This is a genomic window from Shewanella sp. 38A_GOM-205m (genome assembly GCF_000518445.1).
GTDB classification, from domain to species: domain Bacteria; phylum Pseudomonadota; class Gammaproteobacteria; order Enterobacterales; family Shewanellaceae; genus Shewanella; species Shewanella algae.
In genome coordinates this window covers 127613-151178 of sequence record NZ_JADP01000005.1, presented here as the reverse complement: position 1 = coordinate 151178, position 23566 = coordinate 127613, and the positions used below count along the sequence as shown (strand labels likewise).

Sequence of the window (23566 nt, the reverse complement as noted above, 5' to 3'; positions counted from 1 at the left end):
ATAAAAAAAGCGCCTTCAAACAGGCGCTTTTTCTTTATTTTAAATTGTTAAGCAAAGCCCAAGAGCAAATCTTGAACAATAAATTTATTGGTCGATAAGTGGAAAATTGCTTTTTTTCAATGGATAATTGACCCAGCTAGCTAAAACACTAAAGGAAATCCCACATTAAGTGCTAGTCATGTTTCCTATACGGGACATCTGGGTAATTGAATAGCAATGGACTTGGAGAACATGATGAATAAGACATTTAAAGTATTGTTGCTCGCATCTATGATGCCTTTTGCAGCATCTGCAGCAGACGAGCTCAGCCCATGGTATGTGGGTGCGGGCCTCGGTGTAAATAACTACGAACCTAACTGCGATCAGAAAACCATGAAAACCTGTGGTGAAGACGATCCATATGCATGGGACGTGTTTGCAGGTTACCTGTTCAACGATTACTTTGGTGTAGAACTGGGTTATCGTGACCTGGGTCGTGCCGAATGGACCGACTATGCCAACAAGCTCAATGACGTAGGTGCCAAGGGCGCCACTCTGGGCCTGGTGGCTTTCTGGCCTTTCGCCGACAAATGGAGCCTGTCTGCTGAAGCCGGTGCCATGAACTACCACATTTCCAACAACAGACAATGGGGTAGCGAGTACTACAGTGACAGTGGTGTTGCACCTTACTTCGGTGCCGGTATCGGTTACAACATCACAGAGAACCTGAAACTGGCCGCCAAGTATCGTCGTTATGAAAACCTCGACGAAGAAAAGTGGAACACTCTGGCAATGGAAAGCAACTACTGGGGTCTTGAACTGAGCTACCGTTTCGGCAGCACTTCAAAGCCTGCTCCAGTAGCGCCAGTAGTCATAGAGCCAGTTGACAGCGACAACGACGGTGTCAACGACGATATGGACCAATGTCCAAACACACCAGCTAACCACAAAGTAGACGCCAACGGTTGCTCTATCTATGTTGAGAAGCTGGAGAAGCTGGAAGTTAAGGCTGAGTTCGATAACAACTCATCTGTACTGAAAGCCGACTCTATGGCTGAAATCCAGAAAGTCGCTGACTTCATGAACAAGTACCCTAAAGCCGATCTGGAAATCGCCGGCCACGCATCACTGCCTGGTAAAGCCGATTACAACCAGTGGCTGTCTCAGAAACGTGCCGACGCAGTTGCCAAAGTACTGGTTGACCAGTATGGCATCGATGCCAGCCGTATCAACGCCAAGGGCTACGGTGAAAGCCAGCCGCTGATGCAGGGTTCTTCTGCTGAAGCCAACAAGGTTAACCGCCGTATTGAAGCTCACATGAGCTTTAAAGAAAAAGAAGCTCTGCTGAAGTAAGCTGAACTTCTTCTGGAAAAGTCGCTGCCCTGCAGCGACTTTTTTGTTTTCAGCCTTTGTGTCATTAGAATTCCCCCGGCTATGGGAGTACACTTCCTTTAACCGAAAACGGCCCTCATTGACAATTTCTCACCATTTTTGTAATTTTTTTTCAATCCTGGTTGGAAACGAGGGCAAAATCGCTTTTAATAGCGTCATGCAATCCCCGCGTAAACGGCCGCAATCTGAGAAGGATGTTTTTCATGGCAAACACACTCACGCAACTCAAATCCGTTACAACCATAGTTGCTGATACCGGCGACATCGAGGCGATCAAGCTCTATCATCCGCAAGATGCCACCACCAACCCATCACTGATCCTTAAAGCCTCTCAGATCCCTGAGTATGCCCCATTGATCGATGATGCTATTTCCTGGGCCAAATCTCAGAGCCAGGATCCGCTGCAACAACTGGAAGACGCCGCAGACAAGCTGGCGGTCAACATAGGGGTGGAAATTCTCAAGCTGGTACCGGGACGTATTTCAACCGAAGTAGATGCCCGCCTGTCATTCGATAAAGCCGGCTCCATCGCCAAAGCCTATAAGCTGGTTAAGCTCTATGAAGCAGCCGGTATCGATAAGTCACGCATTCTGATCAAACTGGCTTCCACCTGGGAAGGCATCTGTGCCGCCAAGGAGTTGGAGCAAAACGGTATCAACTGCAACCTGACACTTTTGTTCAGTTTCGCCCAGGCCAGAGCCTGCGCCGAAGCCGGAGTTTACCTGATCTCGCCCTTCGTCGGCCGTATTCTCGACTGGTACAAGAAGAACACCGGCAAGGACTATAGCGCCAGTGAAGATCCAGGCGTGGTCTCAGTAACCCAGATCTACAACTACTATAAACAGCATGGTTATCAGACAGTGGTTATGGGTGCCAGCTTCCGTAACACAGGTGAAATCATTGAGCTCGCCGGCTGTGATCGCCTGACTATAGGCCCATCTTTGCTGGAAGAACTGGCCAACTCAGACACCCAAATAGTGACCAAGCTGCAACCTGCCACTGAAACCCAAGAACCACCCAAGCCGTTGACCGAGGCTGAGTTCCGCTGGGAGTTCAACGAAGATCCCATGGCAGTGGAAAAACTGGCTGAAGGTATCCGTAACTTTGCCATAGATCAGGGCAAACTCGAGACCATGCTCAAGGCTAAACTGAGCTAAACAAGGTCTGTGCTGAAATTGAAGATCAGGGACAACTCATGACACATTTGACTCAATCCGCTAGCTGGCAGGCTCTCAAGGCGATGAGTGCAGACCTGCCTCACATGCGTGAACTCTTTGCCGAAAACGCGCAGCGCTTTGAACAGCTGTCGCTCAAAGACTGTGGACTGCTGTTGGATTACTCCAAGAACCGCCTCACTGATGCCGTGCTGCAGGAGCTGCTCAAACTCGCCCGTGAAGCCGGACTTAAGCAAAAAATAGCGGCTATGTTTGCCGGCGAAGCAATCAATACTACGGAGCAGCGTGCCGTGTTGCACACAGCTCTGAGAGCGCCGGCCGATGCGGATATTCGCGTCGATGGCGTCAATGTAGTCCCTGAAGTTCAGCAAACCCTGGCTCAAATGGAGGCTTTTGTCGAGGCGCTTTATTCAGGTCAGTGGCGCGGCTATACCGGCAAGAAGATCACAGATCTTGTCTCCATCGGAATTGGCGGTTCCTTCCTCGGCCCCAAGATTATCTCCGAGGCCCTGCGTCCCTATTGGAACGGTAAGCTACAGTGTCACTTCGTCGCCAATGTCGACGGCACGGCCATCAGTGAAAAACTGAAGAAGCTGGATCCTGAAACCACCCTGTTCCTGATGTCGTCAAAATCCTTTGGCACTCAGGAAACCCTGACCAACACCCTCAGCGCCAAAGAGTGGTTCCTGGCCAAAGGCGGTTCACAGCAAGATATTAGCAAGCACTTTGCGGCAATTACCTCCAATGTCGCCAAGGCAACGGCGTTTGGCATAGATGAAGACAACATCTTCCCCATGTGGGATTGGGTTGGCGGGCGCTATTCTCTCTGGTCGGCCATAGGTTTGCCCATAGCCGCCCTGATAGGCATGGATAACTTCAAGGCACTGTTGGCCGGCGCCAGAGCAATGGATGTACATTTCGCATCCAGACCTCTTGAGCAGAATATGCCGGTGATCATGGGCCTGCTCTCTGTATGGTACAACAATTTCTTCAATGCCCAGTCCCACGTGGTGTTGACCTATGATCACTACCTCAGAGGGCTTCCGGCCTATTTCCAGCAGCTGGATATGGAGAGTAACGGCAAGTCCGCCACTCTGGACGGCAATTCAGTGGATTACAGCACAGGGCCGGTTATTTGGGGCGGAGAAGGCACCAATGGCCAACACGCCTACCACCAGCTGTTGCACCAAGGTACGGCATTGATCCCGGCAGACTTTATCCTGCCGTTGCAAAGCCATAATCCTATCGGTGAGCATCACGCTCAGCTGGCATCAAACTGTTTTGGTCAGACCCAGGCGCTAATGCAAGGACGAACCTTCGATGAAGCCTTGGCCGAACTGGCCGACAGCCCACTCTCAGAGGCTGAGAAACAGCTTATTGCCAAACATAAGGTCATGGAAGGCAACAAGCCGAGCAATACCCTGTTGATGGACAAGCTGACCCCAATAACCCTGGGCGCCTTGATTGCTCTTTACGAACACAGAACCCTGGTTCAGGGGGCTATCTGGGATATCAACTCATTCGATCAATGGGGAGTTGAGCTGGGTAAAACGCTGGGGAATGAAGTGCTGTCGCGTATCGGCGCAGAGCAAAACAGCCAGGATCTGGATGCTTCCAGCAATGCCCTGATCAACCTCTTCAGACAAGGAAAAATCTAGCCCGTTAACCTTGTAAATCAACAGATACCAGCCAGCTCCACTGGCTGGTATTTTTTTGCCCGCCATCTTGTCTATACGCCTTCATCAAAGTACCACTCAAGTTTAACAAAATAGAAACATTCTTCTTGCACCCTGTTTGCCAAGTATGATATTTAAATGTTGATAAAACATACAACAACAGGAGGTTGCCATGGATCGTTTGGATTATGGTAGTGCGCTAGATGAAGTCGTTGAAAGACCAAGCCGCTCTCGAAGCTCCAACAAGAAGCGCAAATGGCGTGAAATCGAAGCGCTGAAAGATAAACATCGTCTGTTGAAGGAACTACAGGAGATAGACAGCAGTTTTGACTATGATATCGACAGCCTCCTCTGAATATGAGAGACATTAAAAAAGAGCGCCAAGCGCTCTTTTTTAATGTCTGCTTCCCACAAGGTTATCTGTCTGCGGTTTGAATATAGCTTCTCAGCTCGTCGAATAGCTGGTTATCATCGCTGCTGAACAAAGGATCCTCTATCAGCTTCAACTCACACATGCTTTGGATCTTCTGCCAGTCTTCATCCTTCAGGCTCTTGGCAAGCAAAGGAAAGATCTCCCGCTCTTCATACAGCATGTGCTTTTCCTGCAAATCCACATATCCCTTCAATTCAGCAACCAGTTTTTCCTTGGCCACCACCACATCGTTCAGGATCAGGTTGAGTGTCGCCATCAAGGCCGATGAAGCTTCAATCAATTTTTGGTGCTCTTCCTCAAGACGCCGGGTCGGCTCGGTACGGCTCTCTTTGATAAGGAAATAGTCATAAATGATGTCTTCGAGTGGATGATGGCTGTGCTCGGCATAGCCCTGCATATATTCGACAACATCCCGAACCAGATTAAAATTGACGTGCTCACCTTCGGCCAGCTTCAGGTATTTCCCCTTCAGCAACTTCAGCAATATGGCAATATGCTTGTGGTCATTCATCAATCTTTGCAGCATAGGGCACTCCATTTTGAGTCGGGCCTTTCTAGGTAATAGTAGTAAACAGGCCAAATATTACTCAATACTAACCATAGATGTTTTCCGGGGACATGATAAAGATCAAGGAAAATAACCTTCTAAATCAATAATTCATAAATTAGCACCTTGTATAATCTTCAATGGCCTTACGCTGCTAGCCCGAAAAGCGGGCCAAGCGCCTCAGCACCCCTGGCTTTCCTCCATCATCACCAGCATCTCTTTGAGAGAGCCACGGATACGATTGAAGGCTTCACCGGCAGAGCTGGCTTCGCGCAGATGTCGCTCAACCATGGAGGTAAAATAACTCTCCTGCTCTTCTGTCATGTCCAGCACATGAAAGCTGCTGCGAATTTCAGTAGTGATCCCCGATAAGGTATCGCAGAAGCGCTGATCCTGTTGCTGCATGGAATCACCCAACTGCTTCATCAACAGGTGTAACCTATCCATCACCCGTCGCAGCATCTGCTGGCGCTCTATGTCCAATACCCTGGCCTCCAATCCTTCGACCACAACGGCAATCACATCCCTGAGGCGGCCGTAGAGCACCTCATCCTTGACCGGCATATTCTTGATCAAGAATGACACATGCTTGTCATTGCACATGGTTCGGTTGCCAAAGTCATACAGGCGTCCCTGTTTGTCCAAAAGTTCAAAGATATTGGCTTCTATCGGGCTTATCTGGGTATTGTCCGGCACAAAATATTCGGCACTGTCTGTGCGTATTTCCAGACAGGTATTGAGGTTGAGCTGAGTCATCAGCTCAAAAAAGGCATCGGCAAGGGCACGGTAGTTGTTACAAAGAAAACATTGGCGGAAGAATTGCAGCACGCAGCCATATTGGGACGATTCACTCATGGACTGAAACGCCATATTTCTCGACATGGACTCGGCCTGCATCAGAGACTGTTTGCGCTGTTGATATTGCGCCACACTGCGTACCTTGGCCAACAGCTCTTTCAGCTCAAAGGGTTTAGCGATAAAGTCTACCGCCCCGGCCTCATAGGCCTTGAGGCGCTCATTGAGGGTATTCATACCGGAAACAAATACCACTGACGCCTCTCGCCCCTGTGATTGCAAGTGAGCACATAACTCCACACCGCTGGAATCCGGCAGATTGATATCCATCAGGATAATTTCCGGTGTCGCCGACTCCAACGCCGCCAAATATGCTGCTGCCGAATCAAACACTTGGACTGAGTAATCATCCTGTAAGACTTCCTCTATCAAAGCCAGATAATCAACATCATCATCCACTACCCAGACAGTTAAATTGTCCATAACTCTCCCTTACTGTCATCAGCAAATCTAATTCCCACCTGCTTGAGTGCCAGAATCAATCCTGTCAGATCAAAGGGTTTATGCAGTACCGGAAACGGCATCTCATCGGCGCTGGAAATACCTATGTCCTGAATAAAGCCGGAGATCAGCAACACCAGCAGTGAGTGTTTAACATTGAGTTTTTGTGCAAGTTCATAGCCGTTGATACCGCCAGGCATCAACACATCTGTGATAAGAAGCTCGGCATCACAACGCTGCTGCTCGTAGCGTTGCAGCACTGTGATGGGGTCGTGGAACAGCTCCGCCTCTATCCCCAGCAGGTCGCAATAGTCGGCCATCACTTCCAGCATCTCAGGCTCATCATCCACCACTATCGCCTTTATCGGACGCCTGACTCTGGGCAATTCCCCCGTATGGGCACTGAGTTGTGGCTCAGTCGCCAACTTACGACTCTGCGGGAACCATAATCTGAATTCAGTGCCGGCAACTCCCGTATTCAGGATGGCGATATAGCCCTTGGAACGTTTAACAAAACCGTACACCATGGCCAGTCCAAGACCAGTGCCCTTACTCTTGTCCTTGGTGGTGAAGAACGGGTCGAATACCTTGTCCTGAAAGGCTTCAGGAATACCACTGCCGCCATCAATCACACTGATCCATACATAATGCCCGGGCTCTACCTGGGTCTTGCCTATGGCGATCCCGGGTAGATAACCACTCAAATAGCAACTGCCGGTACGTATCTTGAGTTCTCCCTTGCCCTCCATGGCATCGCGACCATTGAGCAGCAGATTCAATAAGGCGTCTTCAAGCTCCCCTTTGTCGAGCATCACAGGTTTGTTATCCGGTGCCAGCTCAATACTCAGCGTTATTTGACTGGTCAATGACTTGGCAAACAACTCCTGCAAACCTTCAATCACCTCATTGACCTGGCAAGGCTCGGCATTGAACTGCTCCTGGCGCGAAAACGACAACAGTCTGCGGGTCAGATCTGTGCCTCGCTGGCAGGCCTTAAAGGCGGTATTGAGGTATTTTTCAGCTTTGGGCTCAGAGGTTTTAAGCTGCATTAACTCCAGGTTGCCCTTCAATACCCCGAGAATATTGTTGAAGTCGTGGGCTATGCCGCCGACCAACTCCCCTATGGCCTGCATCTTCTGGGTTCTGGCCACGGCCTGCTGTAACTGATGCTGCTCGCTGTAATCGCGACCTATAACGGCGTATATACGCCGGTTACGGGAAATACAGTAACAATTGAGATGCAACAACTCCCTGCCGCCATCGCCCTTATGACACCAAATTTCCCCGCTATAACTGCCCTTGCGGCGCAACTGCTCCCTAAAGGAGTCACTTTCTTCGCCTTCAAACAACAGGCCGGTTAAATTGGCGCCCACCAACTCCCGGTTGGCATATAAGGTCACAGCCGTGGCCGCCGGATTGGCGTAAAGGATAAGCTCTCGCTCAGGTTCGAGACTAAATAGCAGTAATAAACTGTCGGCACCGTCTATAACGGCCTTGAAGCAGAGTTCATCCTCTGCCGACTGTGATGAACAGCGGCTGAGCTGACATTGATAGATGGCCCCCACCAAGGGACCGATACTGGCCTGGCATGAGGCCAAAGACTCAAACCAACCGGGAGCCGATGAGTGGAAAAACAGCAATAGTTCTGAATCTTTGATTGGCCAGACGGTAAACTTCAGCCATTGATGAAGCTCTTGTTGGCTCGCTTCTTTGGCCCATTGATTAACACTGCTCCAAAGCGTCAAATAGATAACCGGATCCCGACACCAACAGGTGACTGATTCCGGTATATCGTTGGCGCCCAACTCGGAGCGTTCCACCATCAGCAAGGCCTCGGCCCCTGAGGCCTGTACCAGAGTCTGGCACAGGGCCGGCAATACGTCCTGTCCCTGGGTCAAACCCAGTTGCAATTTAGCCAGTTCAATCAGCAGTCGGGACCAGTCGCCAGGGAATTCGGTTTGAGCCTCAGAGGAAAACACGTTAAAGTCCCTTTCCGTTGTTTTTCAGTCATTCAAGCATAGACAAGTTTGCAATATTAGCGACTTATCCAGCTTGCCAAACGCTATAGAGGAGTCTGGGTGACGATTCAGGAAAGGTGGGTTGGTGCCCATGTCAGCGCTCAGGGTGGCGTGGAAAATGCTCCGCTCAATGCCCACAAGATAGGAGCCAGTGCCTTTGCACTGTTTACCAAGAATCAACGGCGCTGGCAGGCAGCAGCTTTAACCGAGCAGTCCATCGCGGCCTTTCAGGAAAACTGCCAACAGTTGGGGTTCAGACCCGAGGCGATTCTGCCCCACGACAGCTATCTGATTAACTTGGGACACCCGGATCCCTTGCTGCTGGAAAAATCCCGCGATGCCTTTGTCGATGAGATGCTTCGTTGCAAACAGTTAGGATTAACCTTGCTGAACTTTCATCCTGGCAGCCACTTGCGACAGATAAGTGAAAACCACTGTCTGCGTAACATCAGCGATTCAATCAACCTCGCATTGGCAGCTTGTGATGGCGTCTGTGCCGTCATCGAAAATACCGCAGGACAAGGCTCCAACCTGGGACACAGCTTCGAACAACTGGCGCAGATAATAGATGGGGTTGAGGATAAATCCCGAGTCGGCGTTTGCCTGGATACCGCCCATATGTTTGCCGCAGGTTACGACATTCGTACTCAGGAAAGCTGCCGGGAAAGCTTTGACGCCTTTGGCCGTATCGTGGGCTTTCAATACCTCAAGGGCATGCACCTCAACGACAGCAAGACGGGACTCGGCAGCCGGGTCGACCGCCACGACTCCTTGGGCATGGGCGAAATAGGCAAAACCGCTTTCGAGTATATTCTCGGCCACCCCGCCACCAAGGGGATACCCTTAATATTGGAAACCATACGCCCGGAGATCTGGCCCGAAGAAATTGCCTGGCTGAACAGCCTTAGCCGCTAAACCGCCTATTCAATATCATTACCGTCCCAGTAAAAAAGCCGCATTATTTGCGGCTTTGGGGATAATTGCTGCACTAAATTCAATCCTTGGCAGCCCTATCGACCTCCAAGGGCTGAACCAAGAACTGAGCCAAGGCCTTAGTTCAATACCGCAAACATGTGTTGTTTAAGGCTATCAAAATCGGCCGGCAGAACAGCCGACAGCAGCGGCTTATCTGCCACTCTTTGCAATGCCTGAGGCAGTGGCAGACTGGTGTTCAACTCGCGGTCGACCACATCCTTGAATTTGGCCGGATGCGCGGTTGCCAGAAAGATCCCCTGCTCTTCCTCCTTCAATGACAAACGCAGTGCCTCGGCAGCCACCGCCGCATGAGGCTCGGCCAGATAACCTGTCTGCTCAAGCGCTAACATGGCCTGACGGGTTTGCCCCTCGGACAGCGCCAAGCCGGACAAGTCAGACAGCGGCCATTTCATCTCGGCAAAAATCGCTTCCACTCTGGGCCAGTTGCTCGGCTCGGACACATCCATGGCGTTGGACATGGTCGCAACGGTCTGCCGCGGTGCCCAATCACCAAAACTCAAATAGCGCGGTACAGTATCATTGCTGTTGGTGGCCGCCACAAAACGCTTGATGGGCAATCCCATGGCTTTGGCCAGCAGACCCGCAGTCAGGTTACCAAAGTTACCACTGGGGACACTGACAACCGGCGCCGATTGATGCTGCTTTCTATGCTGGGCAACCGCTTCAAAGTAATAACAGATCTGCGCCAGCAAACGGCTGATGTTGATGGAGTTGGCCGAGTTCAGGTGTAAACCGTCACGAATATCACTGTCTTCAAAGGCCTGCTTGACCAAATGCTGACAGGCATCGAAGTCGGCTTCGACCGCAACTGTGTGAATATTGCCGCCCAGAGTGGCAAACATCTTCTCCTGCAACTCGCTGATCTTGCCTTTGGGATAGAGCACCATCACCCGCACCTTATCCAGGCCAAAGAAGGCATCGGCCACCGCTGCGCCTGTATCCCCTGAGGTAGCGGTCAAAATGGTCAGTGGCTCTGAGCCGCCAAGCTGGTTGAGACACTGAGCCATAAAGCGGGCACCGAAGTCTTTAAAAGCCAAGGTTGGCCCATGAAACAGCTCCAGACAACTGCGCTGCTCATCCACCTGCACCAGCGGCAGAGGGAAATTAAACGCCTTCTCCACCAGTTTATCGACACAGTCCTGCCCCAGTTCATCGGCGAGCCAAGCACCGAGTATCTGTTTGCTGCGCTCGACAAAAGGCAGAGCCAACAGGGCATCGACATCTGCCAGTTTCGGGATCCGGGTTGGGAAAAAGAGCCCTCGGTCCATGCCAAGACCCAGCTTGAGCGCTTCAGTAAAACTTACCCGCTGTGCCGGGTGCTTGAGGTTATAGAGTTCCATATTGATGCCTTAAATTCTTTTTTGGATGAAAATGCGTTTCAGGACAATACCCGGGTGCCTTGCATATCCAGGCGGCAGATGTGAGCAAAGCCGCCCGCTTCGGTTAAATAATGTTGTTCCAGGTAGCGTTTGGCCTGCTCGGCGCGGGCCAGATCGGCGCTGATGGAAAACAGGGTTGGGCCGCTGCCGGAAATCCCGGTGGCCAACATACCCAGCTCAGACAATCCGCGCCGCGCCGCCAGATACCCGGGGATAGCCTCGGCCCGATAGGGTTCGGCCAACACGTCTTTCAGCACAGTCAGCGCCAGCGCCTCATCCTGGCGGTAACAGGCGTGGACAAAGGCACTGAGATTGCGACCAAATTCTATGCAGGTTCCCTTGTCATATTGGTTCGGCATCAAGGCGCGCATGGCCGCCGTCGACAATGAAATCCCGGGATAGGCCACCAACCAGTACCAAGAATCAAAGGCCGGCAAGGGTTCGCAGATACGCCCGGGTAAATCCAGCATCAGTTGCAATCCACCCAAATAGCAAGGCGCCACATTGTCATAGTGCACCGAGCCGCTGATCTCCCCTTCAAAACGCCCCATCAACGCCAGCAAGGCCTGCTCATCATAGGGACGGCTGAAATATTCATTGAGACCATAGAGCGCTGCCACCACTGAACTGGCGCTGGAGCCAAGACCACTGCCAACCGGCAGATTCTTGGACAGGGTCAAGGAAACGCCTTGATTGATCCCGGCCTCACCTAGGAAAAACTCGGCGCAGCGATAGACAATATTCTGCTGCGGCTCCTGCGGCAGCTTATGAGCCCAGGGGCCAAGTTGAGTCAGAGAAACGCCGCAAGGCGCGGCGCCCACTGTGACTGTATCCCCCAGTAAACTGCCATCAATGGGTGCCAGTGCGGCGCCCAGCAAATCAAAGCCGACACCGACATTTCCCATAGAGGCGGGCGCATAGACAGTCACGGGGGCATTGGCAGGAATAAACTGACTCATGCGCTGACCTCCCGAGTCCAGTTGAGGGTTCTGAGCAAGTCGGCAAACACCCCGGCGGCAGTGACTTCAGTACCGGCGCCATAGCCTCTGAGCACAAAGGGGATCGGCTGATAGTAGCGGCTGTAGAAAGCCAGCGCATTCTCACCGCCTTTGACGCTGAACAGGGGATCATCAGCCGCCACTTCGGCGATACGCACCCTGCAACCTGACTCATCTATCTGGCCGACATAACGCAGGCGTTTACCCTTGGCATGGGCGGCAGCGACTCGCTCGGCAACGGCGGCATCCAGCTGTGGCAGAGCCGCCATAAACTGGGCCACATCGCCTGATGCATCGAAGTCATCCGGCAAGACAGACTCCACCTGAATATCATCAAGCTCCAGCGGCAAGCCCACTTCCCGGGCCAAAATCAACACCTTGCGCGCTACATCCATACCATTGAGATCGTCCCTGGGGTCCGGCTCGGTGAAGCACTTTTCCCGGGCTATGGCCGTGGCCTGTGACAGACTCATCCCCTCATCCAGCATACCGAAGATAAACGACAGCGAACCCGAGAGTATCCCCTGGAAACGCAGCAGCTTATCACCGGCAAACAGCAGCTTTTTCAGGTTATCGATAACCGGCAAACCGGCGCCGACATTGGTTTCATAAAGGAACTGGCGCCGCTGGGCCAGCGCGGTTTGCCGCAGCGCGCGGTAAAAAGCCAACTCACGGGTATTGGCCTTCTTGTTGGGTGTCACCACGTGCAAACCGGCATTCATCACGTCCAGATAACGGCCGGCAATGACATCCGAAGAGGTGCAATCCAGCAATACGGGATTGAGCAACTGCTGCTCCTTGGCCCAGGCCAACATCTTTGTCAGATCAAAGGCGACGGGCGAATCGTTGAGCTTTGATTGCCAAGCGGCCAGGGAGATACCGGCGGCATCGAGCAACATCTTGCCTGAGTTGGCGATGGCGCAAACCCGAATACTGATATGTTGCTCCTTGAGCATGGCTTCCTGCTGTTTTATCTGCTCCAGCAAGCCTGCGCCTATATTACCGGCGCCAACCAGAAAGACATCGAGATACTGCTGCACATCGAAAAAGCCCTGGTGACAGGCCGCCACCGCATGACGCGTCTTGCGCTGCTCGACCACGGCAGAAATAGAGCGCTCGGACGAACCCTGGGCAATGGCAATGATATTGACACTGGCCTGGGCCAGAGCCTGAAAGAAGCGCGCGGCCACGCCCTTGTGGGTACGCATGCCGTCACCTATCAGGGATACTATCGCCAGTTGATCCCGCATCTCCAGCGGCTCCAACAGCTCACTCTTGAGCTCAAGTTCAAACTCCTGCTCCAGCGCCCACTTGACTCTGGGGGCATCCAAAGTGGCCACACAGAAACTGATGCTGTACTCGCTGGAGCTTTGAGTGATTAGTGATACCGAAACCTTGGATCTGGCTATGGAGGCTAGAATACGCGATGCCATGCCCACCATGCCTTTCATTCCCGGACCTGAGACGTTAAACATGGTTTGGTTATCCAGATTGGAGATCGCCTTGACCTGCAACCCGGTCTGATCCGGCTGATTGGATACCAGAGTACCCGGCGCCTGGGGGTTGAAACTGTTTTTGATGTAGCACGGAATTTGGAACTGGGCTATGGGTGAAATGGTCTTGGGGTGCAGTACCTTGGCGCCAAAGTAGGAGAGCTCCATCGCCTCCTGGTAACTGAGCTGGGAGAGCAGCTTGGCATCGGCAACCACCCGGGGGTCGGTATTATAGACCCCATCGACATCTGTCCAGATTTCGCAGCTGTCGGCATCCAGACAGGCGGCCAGAACTGCAGCCGAATAATCCGAACCATTACGCCCCAGAGTCACCACCTTGCCATCGGCACCGGCGGCGGTAAACCCGGGCATAACCCACACTCTCTGCTCATCGAGCTGAAGCAGCGCAAATCTGGGCTTACTGACGGCAATATCCACCACAGACTCCAGTGGTGTGCCGACACCGAGGAATAATTCTCTCGGGTCGAGTAAACCGGCACTGACTCCCTTGGCCTTGAGCACTTCAACCATCAAGGCTGCCGAGAGTCGCTCCCCGGCTACCAGGATCTCGGCCCGCACACTGTCAGGACACTCCCCCAGAAGCTGAACCCCAGCCAATTTTGCCTGCCAACTCGCCAGTTGCTGCGCCAATACCTTCTTCAGCTGCTGTCCTGCTTCCTCTGCGAGAGATACAGATGCATCGGCATACAAGGCTTCAAATACCTCTGCCACCTTGGCAAGGGCCTCGTCGACATCCCCCTTTGCCAATACCATATCAACCATGGCCAACAGATTGTTGGTTACGGTTGCCGGAGCCGACAGCACTGTGGCCACTTGGTCTTCTCTGGCACTGGTCAGAACTATTTCTGCTGCCATTTCAAACCTTTGCCAGTTTGCCAGCGAGGTACCGCCGAACTTCATTACTTTCATCTATCTCTCCTTTAAATACCGCGCCCGCCCAGGAAACAAAAAAGCCCGCTCCTTGGTGGGAGCGGGCTTCTTGTTTGCAATTCTTCAGGCTATAGTCAGCCCGCCCCCACACTGGTAATGGTGGTGGTTGTAATGGTGGTAATTACAACTGAGCTTAGCTGATACATTGGGTTTCTATACTCGTTTCGTTCTCTTGTGTTCAGGCCGGTTCATTCAGGAGTTGAGCCCGAGAATGACAGCAATGCAAACAGGATTGCTTTTTTTTGTAGCCCTTGTCAAGGGGCGTTTTCATGAAAATTTTAATGAAATGGCAATCTCATTGAATAAGCCTCACCAAAGTCTGTTTTTAACTGGATAAGCATCAACGAAATCTCCTCATTGCAATTAACCTTGACGTAAAGTGTATTGAATAAAAGCTGAGTATCAGCCAAGCAGGAACCGTCGAGCACACCAAGATGAAAGCCTACAGGGTTCAAAAACACTCAAGTCAAGATTTTTGGAAAGACGTTTGAAAAATAATGGCTTTTTTAGTGCCTTTCCAACCCAAAATGTCATCATGGTGACAAAACTCTGTGCAACAGTTGGCATAAGCAACGCTCGGATATCGCCAGCGCGGAAAAAGCACGTTATCATGCGGCCACATTCTGAACGGGAGGCGATATGCAAATCACCCAACACAGCGCGGTTACCATTCACTACCGCCTGACTGACGCCAAGGGTCAGTTGATAGAAAGTTCTTTTGAGGCAGATCCTATGGTCTACCTCCACGGTATGGAAAACCTGATCCCGGGACTTGAAAAAGCACTGGAAGGCAAAGGCAAAGGCGATACGCTGGAAGTGACCATAGAAGCCGAAGAAGCCTATGGCCCATACCACGATGGTCTGCGTCAGGAAGTTCCTCTGGAAGCCTTTGGCGATATCCAGGACATAGTACCAGGCATGCGCTTTATCGCCGAAACTGAAATGGGCCAGCGCCCGGTACAAGTGACCGAAGTACTGGACAACAGTGTTATCGTTGATGGCAACCACCCTCTGGCTGGCCAATCACTGACCTTTAATGTGGAAGTGATGGACGTGCGTGAAGCGACGGCCGAAGAGGTCGCCCACGGCCATATCCACGCCCATGGCGGTTGCGGTAGTCACGGCCATGATCACGGCGGATGCTGCGGCGGTCATGATCACGAGCATGGCGGTTGCTGTAGCTCAGATGCCGAAGAAGGCACCAAGAAAGAAGGTTGTGACGGTAACGGTGGTTGCGGCTGCCGCGGTTGATAGCCAGTCACACCGACGCCTACTACTGATATCAATCGAGAGTCCGGCCAACGCCGGACTCTTTGTTTATGCCACTTTGGAAAACAAGGCTGGGGCTCCTGCTTTGGACTAGAATCAATAGATAACCTGGATGCGAAGGAATGCCCCGTGATCTTGTCCAGAATGGTCTATGAGAGTCTGCCCTATCTGTATTTTTTTACCGGTAGTCTGGCACTCTATCTACTCGATCCCCTACTTGGGATCCTGGGTTCCGTTTTGCTTATATTGGCCGCGGCCTGGATTTACAACTTGCGTTCGAGTCACAGACGCAGCGATCCCAAACGCCTGCGACGGGGAGGATTTTGGCCCGAACCCCTGTATGCAGGATTGCCTTTCCTCTGGTTACTGTCGGGCATGCTGCTGTTGAGATTTGCAGATAAGGAAGTGTACCAACTGCTGGGGCTGCTCATTTGTGCCTGGGGAAGCTATATTCTGAGTCAGCGTCACCTCTACCGCCGCCACAAATTGCCGCGACAGCCCTTGATGTAACTCAAAGGATCAAGGCGCGGATCTTTTCTTTCAGCGCTGCGGGCATATGCTTCAAATAGTTGGAGCAACGGGTGATTGTCGCAATGCTCACCTCATATTCGGCAGCTATCTGTCTTTGACTCATCTCCCCTTCAAGCAATACCTGAAACACCTTCAAACGGCCGGCGATGGCATGTCTTTCATCATCGGTCAGCAGCAGCTCAAACAAGCAATTAAGATCTTCTGGATTGTTATGGGCCAGCACTTTATCCAGTACTGATATCCAATCTGGGCGCATATAAACTCATTCGTGTTCACGTAATGGTACGTGAACACAGTATAGCCTCGTTTTCCTGCGAAAAAAAGTCGTGTTTTAGCAGCCAGTTACTGACAAAACTTTACATGTAAACTGAAAAAGCCTACTCCCTCTGTCACACAAAATGTGTACAATAGCCAAGCAATGTCACATTAACGCACAAACTTGTGAGAATGATAATGAAAAAATACTTACTGATGTTAGCCGCCACCGCGGCGCTTAGCGCTACAGCTGTTCAGGCCCACAACTTTGAAAGCAGCGATGATGCCATCCAGTACCGTCAGTCTGGTTTCAGCCTGATGGCCTATAACTTCGGTGATATCGGTGCCATGCTCAAAGGCAAGAAAGACTTTGACGCCGATGTTGCAGCTATGCGTGCAGCCAATGTGGCCGCCCTGGCGAAACTGCCACTGGAAGGCTTTATCGACGGTTCAGACAAGGGTAATACTGAAGCCCTGGCCAAGATTTGGGCTGACAAGGCTGACTTTGAAGCCAAGTTCAAAGAACTGCAAACCAATGCCGATGCCCTGGCCATAGCGGCCAAAGGTGGCGACAAGAATGAGCTGAAAAAAGCCTTCGGTGCCGTTGGCAAGAGCTGCAAAGGCTGCCACGACGTCTACAAGAAAGACTAAGCTCTTTCGTCGATTCCATTAAAAAAGCCTGCATCAAGCAGGCTTTTTTAATGCTCGGAAGCTTACAACATGCCGATCACAGGCATCATCAAGAAGTGCACCACAGGCACGGCAACCACCAACAAAAGCACCAGTGCCAACATCAGAGACGCAAATCTGGGCTGCTGTGCTTCTGCAGCAGGTAAACGCTTATAGCCACTGAACATGGCCCCCACCAGCTTTTCACCTTTGAAGCGGTGCAACAAGACGGCGGCCACATGAATACCGGCAAGGATCAATAAAAGATCGAAATTCTTCTTGTGTAACCAGGTAAACCAACTGGCGGTTTCACCGCTGACATAGGAGACCAAGGGCCCTTCGGTGAATATCTCATCTGTGGCAAACAAACCCGACACCAATTGCAGACTGATGATGACCAGCAATAGCACCACCATATAACCCCCAAGAGGGTTATGCCCTAAAGAATGAGGAGCCTGCTTGGCCCGCATCTTGGCAAGATAATCCAATGCCTGGCGGGGATGACGGACAAAGTGGCTGAAACGGGCTGTGTCGCTGCCGATAAAGCCCCAAATAAGCCGCACCACCAGCAAGATCATCAGACTATAGGCAAACAACTGGTGATAACTCATCTCCCCCTGATCGGCGCTCCACCATAGCCCGGCCAAGAGCAGCAGCATACCCCAATGAAACACCCGCACAGGTATATCCCAGACCTTCACTTTAACTTCGTTGTTATTCATAAAGTACTTCCTGTTATCACCCGTTTTGGCCCGAACGGCATAAGGGTAAAGAGTTGTAGATGACAAACATGATGATATTTAAAGCGAGGGAAGGAGGCAATCGGAAAGGACTGATACTCAGTGATCTCATCGAATATGACCCTTTATTGACATGGGTTCAAGGCTTTTAGGGGCAAAATTATCCAAACTTGTCTAAGTGATCAAATAAGTGACAAACGCTCTCTGACTCGCCACAAATATTGATCTGGATCACATTTTTAACCTCAGGTATTGTTAGTCTGAAGTCAAGGAAACAACAGAGGGTTTGACAATATGCTAAAGATCACCAGCAAGCAATTTGAAGTCACAGCTGCTATCCGTGAACGTGTTGAGAGCCGCCTTGCCAAACTGAACCGTTACGATACCCAGTTGATTAATCCCCATGTCATCATCCTCACAGAAGGGCCACTCTTTAAAATAGAAGCATCAATTAAACTGGCCAACGGACAACTTTTTGCCCAGGCGAAACATGAAAATCTCTACGCAGCCATAAATGCAATGGGACAAAAGCTGGAAAAACAGCTCAATCGCCTGACCCACAAACCCGCAGCTCAGCGTGGTGCCTTGGAAACCGAAGCCACCGAACCTGAGTTCGAATATGATTACAAGGAGGATTACGCAGCTTGATATTTCAATCTCCCACTAACCAGCGCACCTCCGGGTGCGCTTTTCATTGCTGAACCCAAGGATTTTTTGATTGACAGCCCAAGGGGATAGTTTTAGCTTAAATGCCATGAAATACCTCAATCGCTCGTTTTTTATTTTCTTTTTTACACCTCATTCCCGGAGGCGGCCCTGACGTGTAAAAACGAAAATGAAAATTGCCAAGCCTCCCACCCGGGAGGCTTTTTTGTCTGTATCATGCACTGAGTATTACTGGTTTAGAGGTCAGAATGAACAAAGTACCATCGCTGGAGCGAATAAGGGATGACATCACCACACTGGACAGGGATCTGCTGGCACTGTTGGCCAAACGCCGGCAACTCAGCCTGGAAGTCGCCCGCAGCAAAGAGGTGGACATTCGCCCTATCCGTGATACCCAGAGAGAAAAAGAACTCTTGGCAAGGCTGGTTCGCCAAGGGCGGGAACAGGGGCTGGATGCCCACTATGTCATCAGTCTATACCAGGCCATTATTGAAGATTCTGTACTGAACCAGCAGGCCTACCTACAGGGCAGAGCCAATCCCGAAACCCAGAAACAGCAATACTGCATCGCCTATTTGGGCGCCAGAGGCTCATACTCCTACCTGGCCGCCAGCCGCTATTGTCAACGCCGTCAGGTAGAAATGCAGGATCTGGGTTGTCAGAACTTCGATGATATAGTGCAGGCCGTCGAGTCCGGCCATGCCGACTATGGTTTTCTACCGATAGAGAACACTTCATCCGGCTCCATCAACGAAGTCTACGATGTGTTGCAGCACACCAGCCTGGCTATTGTGGGTGAAACCACCATAGAAGTGGGCCACTGTCTGCTGGCCAAAGCGGGAAGCAAGCTTGCGGATATTAAAACCGTCTACGCCCACCCCCAACCCATCAGCCAATGTAGCCGCTACCTGAGCCGCCATCCCGACTTTCGTCTGGAATATTGCGCCAGCAGCGCCGAGGCAATGGAAAAAGTTCTCCAGGGCGATAACACTGTGGCCGCTATCGGCTCCAGTGAAGGCGGCGCCCTCTACCAGTTGGAACCTCTGGAGCAGGAACTGGCCAATCAAAAAATCAACCAGAGCCGCTTTATCGTAGTGGCCCGCAAGGCGATAGAAGTGCCGGAGCAACTGCCGGCCAAGACTACTCTGATTATGGCAACCGGTCAGAAGCCAGGCGCCTTGGTGGAAGCCTTGCTGATCCTTAAAGATCACAACCTCAATATGAGTAAGCTGGAGTCACGCCCTATCCCGGGCACGCCTTGGGAAGAGATGTTTTATCTGGATGTTGATGCCAATCTGGCATCCATAGCTATGCAGCAAGCACTTGCCGAGCTTGAGCGGCTCACCCGCTTTATCAAGGTACTTGGCTGTTACCCTTGTGAGACGGTCGAGCCAACCCAGCTGAGTCACAGTCAACTGTTGATTGAACCTGAGAGTTCCAGGCAGGACAGCGCCAAACCGTCACCCCAGAGACATTCCCGCCACTATAAACCGGCCAGCACAGAAATTAGTTGCGGCCAGCTCAAACTGGGGCAAGGCCAGTTCGCCGCCTTGGCGCAACTGAACCTCCCCATAGATGCAGACAGCTTTGCACCAAGCGCCAAGGCCCTCAGGGAAGCGGGATTTCAAGGGGTGGTTCTCAGCACGCTGACACGCCAACCCAACGCCAAACAGCAACTGCCCAAGTTGCAGAGCCTGTTAAACCAAGCCGGGCTGCAGAGCATTGTTGCCTTGGAGCATGCAGAAGATCTGGCTCTGGCTCAGACCGCAGCCGACATTCTGCTGCTCAGCGGTAAACAGATGTACAACACAGAACTGCTCAATGCGCTTGGCGGACAGAACCTGCCGGTAATATTGGAGCGTAATCCCATGGCCAGCCAACAGGATTGGCTGACCAGCGCAGATACCCTGCTCGCCGGCGGGAATCAGCAGTTGATCCTCTGTGATGCGGGGGTCAGTGGATTGAATCAACCAGAACAACTTGTGTTGGACCTCGCCACCCTGGTGGAACTAAAAACCCAGAGCCACTTACCGCTATTGGTAAATCCAAGTCTGTGCCTCAACCCAAGCAGCAGTGAGCAAACACTGACGGCTCAGGCCTTGGCTATCAAGGCGTTGGGCGTAGATGGTTTAATCATCGCAGCCGATGTCCGTCATCCACAGCAACATGCAGGCTTAATCGCCAAGCTGTATCAGACAGCCTGAGTCGATTCGGCAGCGGCTTTACCGGCCTCTGCCGCCTCGCGGCTGCGGCGGATCAAACGGGAAACCGTTGAGCCCTGCACCATGATAGAAAAGACCACCACGGCATAGGTCATTACCAGCAAGAGATCCCTGAGCTCCAGCTCGGGGGTCAGCACTATCCCCGCCGGAATACTCATGGCCATAGCCAGCGCCAGGCCGCCCTTGAGCCCGCCCCAGATCAGGATCCCCTCAGCGCCTTGGCTGTATTGCCGCATACGCCGGAACCCCAGATAAGGTAAGTACACGCTGACACATCTTGCCAACAACACCACAGGGATACTCAGCAGCACAAACCACCAGAGTTGCATATCCAGATGGGTCAACAGCAGCAGGAGCCCCAATAGCAGGAACAAGAGCGAATTGAAGAAGTGCTCAAGCAGGCCCCAGAACCTTTGCAGCAATATTCTCCCCGTGACCCCAAAGCATTTTGGCACGGTGAAATTCCCCAGCACGATTCCTGCGGCCACCATGGCCAGAGGGCCGGACACCGAGAGCTTTTCTGCCATCACATAACCTGCGGTCGGCACCACCAGAGTAATCAAGAGTCTCTGGGTTTCTTCATCCGTGAGTTTCATCAGTTGATGCAGCGCAAAGGCCAGCGCCAGGCCATAGGCAATGCCACCAACGGCCTCATGGAAAAACAGCGCGCCGACATCGGCCAGGCTCAGAGCCTCAGCGGAAAAAGCCAGCTGCGAGACAGCAACAAACAGCACCAGGCCAATGCCATCATTGAACAGCGACTCACCCTCAACCTGAATGGCAATATCCTCAGGCGCGCCGAGTTTTTTCAAGATGGCCAAAACCGCTATCGGATCGGTTGGTGATATTAAGGCCCCGAACAACAGGCAGTAACTCCAGGGCAGCACCAGCCCCAGCAGCGGCATCAAATAGAAACAAAGCGCCGCCACTGTCAGAGTGGAAATCACAGTACCAAGCAGAGCCAGACAGAGAATTTCCCATTTCTGGCTTGCCAGCACCTTGAGCCTTATCTGCAGCGCACCGGCAAAGAGCAGAAAACCCAACATACCGTTCAGCAGCAGCGCCTGAAAGTCGAGGCGCTGCAATACCGAAATGGTTTTGATATGGATATCCAGCTCAAACAACTTACCCACCACCAGGATAATCAGGCTAAGGAGCATGGCCAGGCCTGTAATGGCTATGGTTTCTTGCAGTGAGTGAAAACGGCTGGATAACAGCGAGATAATCAGTGCCAGCGCCGCCAGCACACAGAAGAGTTGATAGTCCGTCATATTTCCTTGCGATCAGGCTGACCGCTTCCCTGGTAGCAGACAAGAGCTACATGGCTTGTCCATCTGTGAGGCTGAGCCAGCCCTTGAAGATCCGGTAACTGAACCAGATAACCCCCAGGGCGCACAAGCTGAGGCTGAGCCACAGCGGATTGACCCAGTAGCCCATAGCCAGTAGCAGTGCCAAACCCATAATACTGCGCCTTTGCCAGCGCAAGTGAGAGCCCAGCAGCGACAGAGGTGCAACCTGCCTTTGGCTTAAGTTAATCAACAGGCTCAGGATCACAGGCAGGAAAAACAACGGAAAGGCACACATAAGCGCATATAAAAAATGGCCCATGCTGCGATCTTCACTGGCAAATGCTTCTGAGGGTAAGCTGGTCATAGTCTGTCTCCGGCCAACATCTGGAATGCAGGGCCCAAAGCTCTTGCCCTGCTTTAACCATACTGTGAGATCGCCACTTCTGCAATGCCGGAAACAGAATTAGAAGGGGCCGGTTTCCAGTTGAATATCACTCTTCACCCGGCTGGAGCACGCCAGCACCATACCTGAGTCAATCTCATCCAGGCTGAGTGTCTGCTGGCTGCTGCTTTCCACCTCACCGGAGACAACCCGGCACTTACAGGAGCCACAAACGCCGCTGCGACAGGCGGCAATAATGGGCAAACCTTCAGACTCCAGCGCTTCGAGCAGGGTCTGATCGCCATTGATGCTGAGCTCAAGGCCGGCAACACTCATGCGGTAATTGGCCGAACCGTCACCCGCAGGTGCCGAGGTATTTTCAGCAAAGCTTTCCTTGTGAAAACGCGTCATATCGAAATCTGCTTGCGCCAGCATCTGCTCTGTGGCCGTCATATAAGCCTCAGGGCCACAGACATACACGGTGCGCTGGCGATAATCCGGCACCAGTTGTTCCAGTGCCGCCAAGCTCAGGCGTCCCGGTAACATAGGGCACTCGGCAAGGTCCCCGGAGACTGAGGCAGTCTCACTTCCCTGCTCCAGCAGATAGCCCAGCTTAAAATTATCGTGACGGCTGTTCATGGCCCGCAAACTGCCTCGGAAGATGAGATCCTGCTCGCTTCTGGCACAGTGAATAAAGGCGATATCGCTGTCAAGATAACTGTCGGTCAGAAAACGACTCATGGAAAACATCGGCGTGATGCCACAACCGGCGCTTAAAAACAGGTAGCGCTCGGCTGGTATATCGATAAGGTTGAACTGGCCGTAGGGCCCGGAAGCCATCAGGCTGTGGCCCGGCTTAAGATTATCGATAAGGTAGTTGGAAATTTTGCCGCCCTCAACCCTCTTGATGGTCAGCATCAAAGAATTAGGCCGAGATGGCGAAGATGAGATGGTATAACAGCGGCGATACTCCTCACCGGCAATCTCCAATTGCAATGCCAAAAACTGCCCGGGCTTGAAATGAAAAGACAGCGGCTGGGCCGCTTTAAAACGAAAACTCACCACATCCGGGGTTTCCTGCCAGCGGGCGACACAAATGAGCCGCAGCTCTCCGGGAACCCATTGACCAGCCTGATATTGACTGATTGCCGGCGAAACTTGTAATGGATTGAGTGTCATCGAAACTCCCTCTACAGAGAAAGAAATGGCC

At 52.0% G+C, this 23566-nt stretch carries 21 protein-coding genes and 2 other annotated features; of the genes, 10 read left to right on the top strand and 11 right to left on the bottom strand.

The window, feature by feature from the left end; all coding sequences use genetic code 11:
- Window positions 1-231: 231 nt before the first annotated feature.
- From N512_RS0106615 to N512_RS0106600, 4 genes are all read left to right on the top strand, one after another.
- A complete protein-coding gene (locus N512_RS0106615) occupies window positions 232-1332 on the top strand; it encodes an OmpA family protein (protein WP_025010588.1) in 1101 nt (366 codons plus the stop codon).
- A gap of 242 nt (window positions 1333-1574) precedes the next feature.
- Window positions 1575-2528, top strand: coding sequence for a transaldolase (gene tal, locus N512_RS0106610; protein WP_028779802.1), 954 nt, complete (start codon window positions 1575-1577; stop codon window positions 2526-2528).
- Window positions 2529-2566: 38 nt separating this feature from the next.
- Window positions 2567-4204, top strand: a complete 1638-nt coding sequence (gene pgi, locus N512_RS0106605; protein WP_028779801.1) for a glucose-6-phosphate isomerase — start codon at window positions 2567-2569, stop codon at window positions 4202-4204.
- A 190-nt stretch (window positions 4205-4394) separates the two neighbouring features.
- The gene (locus tag N512_RS0106600; RefSeq protein ID WP_025010585.1) at window positions 4395-4577 is read left to right on the top strand and encodes a DUF3545 family protein; all 183 of its coding nucleotides are present in this window, start codon (window positions 4395-4397) and stop codon (window positions 4575-4577) included.
- A 61-nt stretch (window positions 4578-4638) separates the two neighbouring features.
- On the opposite strand, the gene N512_RS0106595 is transcribed toward N512_RS0106600, so the two are convergent.
- The 3 genes from N512_RS0106595 to N512_RS0106585 all read right to left on the bottom strand — a co-directional run bounded on the left by N512_RS0106595 (window position 4639) and on the right by N512_RS0106585 (window position 8477).
- Window positions 4639-5181, bottom strand: coding sequence for a hemerythrin domain-containing protein (locus tag N512_RS0106595; protein WP_025010584.1), 543 nt, complete (start codon window positions 5179-5181; stop codon window positions 4639-4641).
- Between the two features lie 201 nt (window positions 5182-5382).
- Complete coding sequence (locus N512_RS0106590; protein WP_028779800.1) at window positions 5383-6480, bottom strand: response regulator transcription factor; 1098 nt, start codon at window positions 6478-6480, stop codon at window positions 5383-5385.
- Complete coding sequence (locus N512_RS0106585; protein ID WP_028779799.1) at window positions 6468-8477, bottom strand: ATP-binding protein; 2010 nt, start codon at window positions 8475-8477, stop codon at window positions 6468-6470. The genes N512_RS0106590 and N512_RS0106585 overlap by 13 nt, the downstream gene beginning before the upstream one ends.
- Before the next feature lie 99 nt (window positions 8478-8576).
- Here N512_RS0106585 and nfo point away from each other — a divergent pair, with 99 nt between their 5' ends.
- Window positions 8577-9431 (top strand): deoxyribonuclease IV, encoded by an 855-nt coding sequence (gene nfo / locus N512_RS0106580; RefSeq protein ID WP_028779798.1) that lies wholly within the window; start codon window positions 8577-8579, stop codon window positions 9429-9431.
- Window positions 9432-9568: 137 nt separating this feature from the next.
- On the opposite strand, the gene thrC is transcribed toward nfo, so the two are convergent.
- Genes thrC through thrA form a run of 3 tightly spaced genes read right to left on the bottom strand, consistent with a single transcriptional unit; the run spans window position 9569 to window position 14312 of the window.
- Window positions 9569-10852, bottom strand: a complete 1284-nt coding sequence (thrC, locus tag N512_RS0106575) for a threonine synthase (RefSeq protein WP_028779797.1) — start codon at window positions 10850-10852, stop codon at window positions 9569-9571.
- 38 nt (window positions 10853-10890) lie between these two features.
- Window positions 10891-11850 (bottom strand): homoserine kinase, encoded by a 960-nt coding sequence (gene thrB / locus N512_RS0106570; RefSeq protein WP_028779796.1) that lies wholly within the window; start codon window positions 11848-11850, stop codon window positions 10891-10893.
- Window positions 11847-14312 (bottom strand): bifunctional aspartate kinase/homoserine dehydrogenase I, encoded by a 2466-nt coding sequence (gene thrA, locus N512_RS0106565; RefSeq protein ID WP_028779795.1) that lies wholly within the window; start codon window positions 14310-14312, stop codon window positions 11847-11849. The genes thrB and thrA overlap by 4 nt, the downstream gene beginning before the upstream one ends.
- Before the next feature lie 34 nt (window positions 14313-14346).
- Window positions 14347-14467 (bottom strand) — a sequence feature (Thr leader region).
- A gap of 505 nt (window positions 14468-14972) precedes the next feature.
- Between thrA and slyD the strand changes: the two genes are divergently transcribed.
- The gene (gene slyD, locus N512_RS0106560; protein ID WP_025887197.1) at window positions 14973-15584 is read left to right on the top strand and encodes a peptidylprolyl isomerase; all 612 of its coding nucleotides are present in this window, start codon (window positions 14973-14975) and stop codon (window positions 15582-15584) included.
- Between the two features lie 147 nt (window positions 15585-15731).
- A complete protein-coding gene (locus N512_RS0106555; RefSeq protein ID WP_025887196.1) occupies window positions 15732-16112 on the top strand; it encodes a hypothetical protein in 381 nt (126 codons plus the stop codon).
- Window position 16113: 1 nt separating this feature from the next.
- Here N512_RS0106555 and trpR read toward each other — a convergent pair whose 3' ends face one another.
- Entirely contained in the window at window positions 16114-16389 is a 276-nt protein-coding gene (trpR, locus tag N512_RS0106550; RefSeq protein WP_025010576.1) for a trp operon repressor, read from the bottom strand.
- Window positions 16390-16586: 197 nt separating this feature from the next.
- Between trpR and N512_RS0106545 the strand changes: the two genes are divergently transcribed.
- Complete coding sequence (locus N512_RS0106545; protein ID WP_025010575.1) at window positions 16587-17039, top strand: c-type cytochrome; 453 nt, start codon at window positions 16587-16589, stop codon at window positions 17037-17039.
- A 62-nt stretch (window positions 17040-17101) separates the two neighbouring features.
- Here the strand turns inward: N512_RS0106545 and N512_RS0106540 are convergent, their stop codons facing one another.
- Complete coding sequence (locus tag N512_RS0106540) at window positions 17102-17779, bottom strand: cytochrome b/b6 domain-containing protein (protein WP_025010574.1); 678 nt, start codon at window positions 17777-17779, stop codon at window positions 17102-17104.
- 312 nt (window positions 17780-18091) lie between these two features.
- On the opposite strand from N512_RS0106540, the gene hpf reads away from it, so the two are divergent.
- Both hpf and N512_RS0106525 read left to right on the top strand, forming a co-directional pair.
- On the top strand, window positions 18092-18445 hold the full coding sequence (hpf, locus tag N512_RS0106530) for a ribosome hibernation-promoting factor, HPF/YfiA family (RefSeq protein WP_025010573.1): 354 nt from the start codon (window positions 18092-18094) through the stop codon (window positions 18443-18445).
- A gap of 108 nt (window positions 18446-18553) precedes the next feature.
- Window positions 18554-18673, top strand: a sequence feature (Phe leader region).
- 38 nt (window positions 18674-18711) lie between these two features.
- Window positions 18712-20667: a chorismate mutase gene (locus N512_RS0106525; RefSeq protein WP_028779793.1), complete on the top strand. Its 1956-nt coding sequence runs from the start codon at window positions 18712-18714 to the stop codon at window positions 20665-20667.
- Here N512_RS0106525 and N512_RS0106520 read toward each other — a convergent pair.
- The 3 genes from N512_RS0106520 to N512_RS0106510 all read right to left on the bottom strand — a co-directional run bounded on the left by N512_RS0106520 (window position 20655) and on the right by N512_RS0106510 (window position 23535).
- Window positions 20655-21956: a cation:proton antiporter gene (locus N512_RS0106520; protein ID WP_028779792.1), complete on the bottom strand. Its 1302-nt coding sequence runs from the start codon at window positions 21954-21956 to the stop codon at window positions 20655-20657. The two genes, N512_RS0106525 and N512_RS0106520, sit on opposite strands and share 13 nt — an antisense overlap.
- Before the next feature lie 46 nt (window positions 21957-22002).
- The gene (locus tag N512_RS0106515; RefSeq protein ID WP_028779791.1) at window positions 22003-22338 is read right to left on the bottom strand and encodes a hypothetical protein; all 336 of its coding nucleotides are present in this window, start codon (window positions 22336-22338) and stop codon (window positions 22003-22005) included.
- Between the two features lie 99 nt (window positions 22339-22437).
- The gene (locus N512_RS0106510; protein ID WP_028779790.1) at window positions 22438-23535 is read right to left on the bottom strand and encodes a hybrid-cluster NAD(P)-dependent oxidoreductase; all 1098 of its coding nucleotides are present in this window, start codon (window positions 23533-23535) and stop codon (window positions 22438-22440) included.
- Window positions 23536-23566 lie beyond the last annotated feature (31 nt).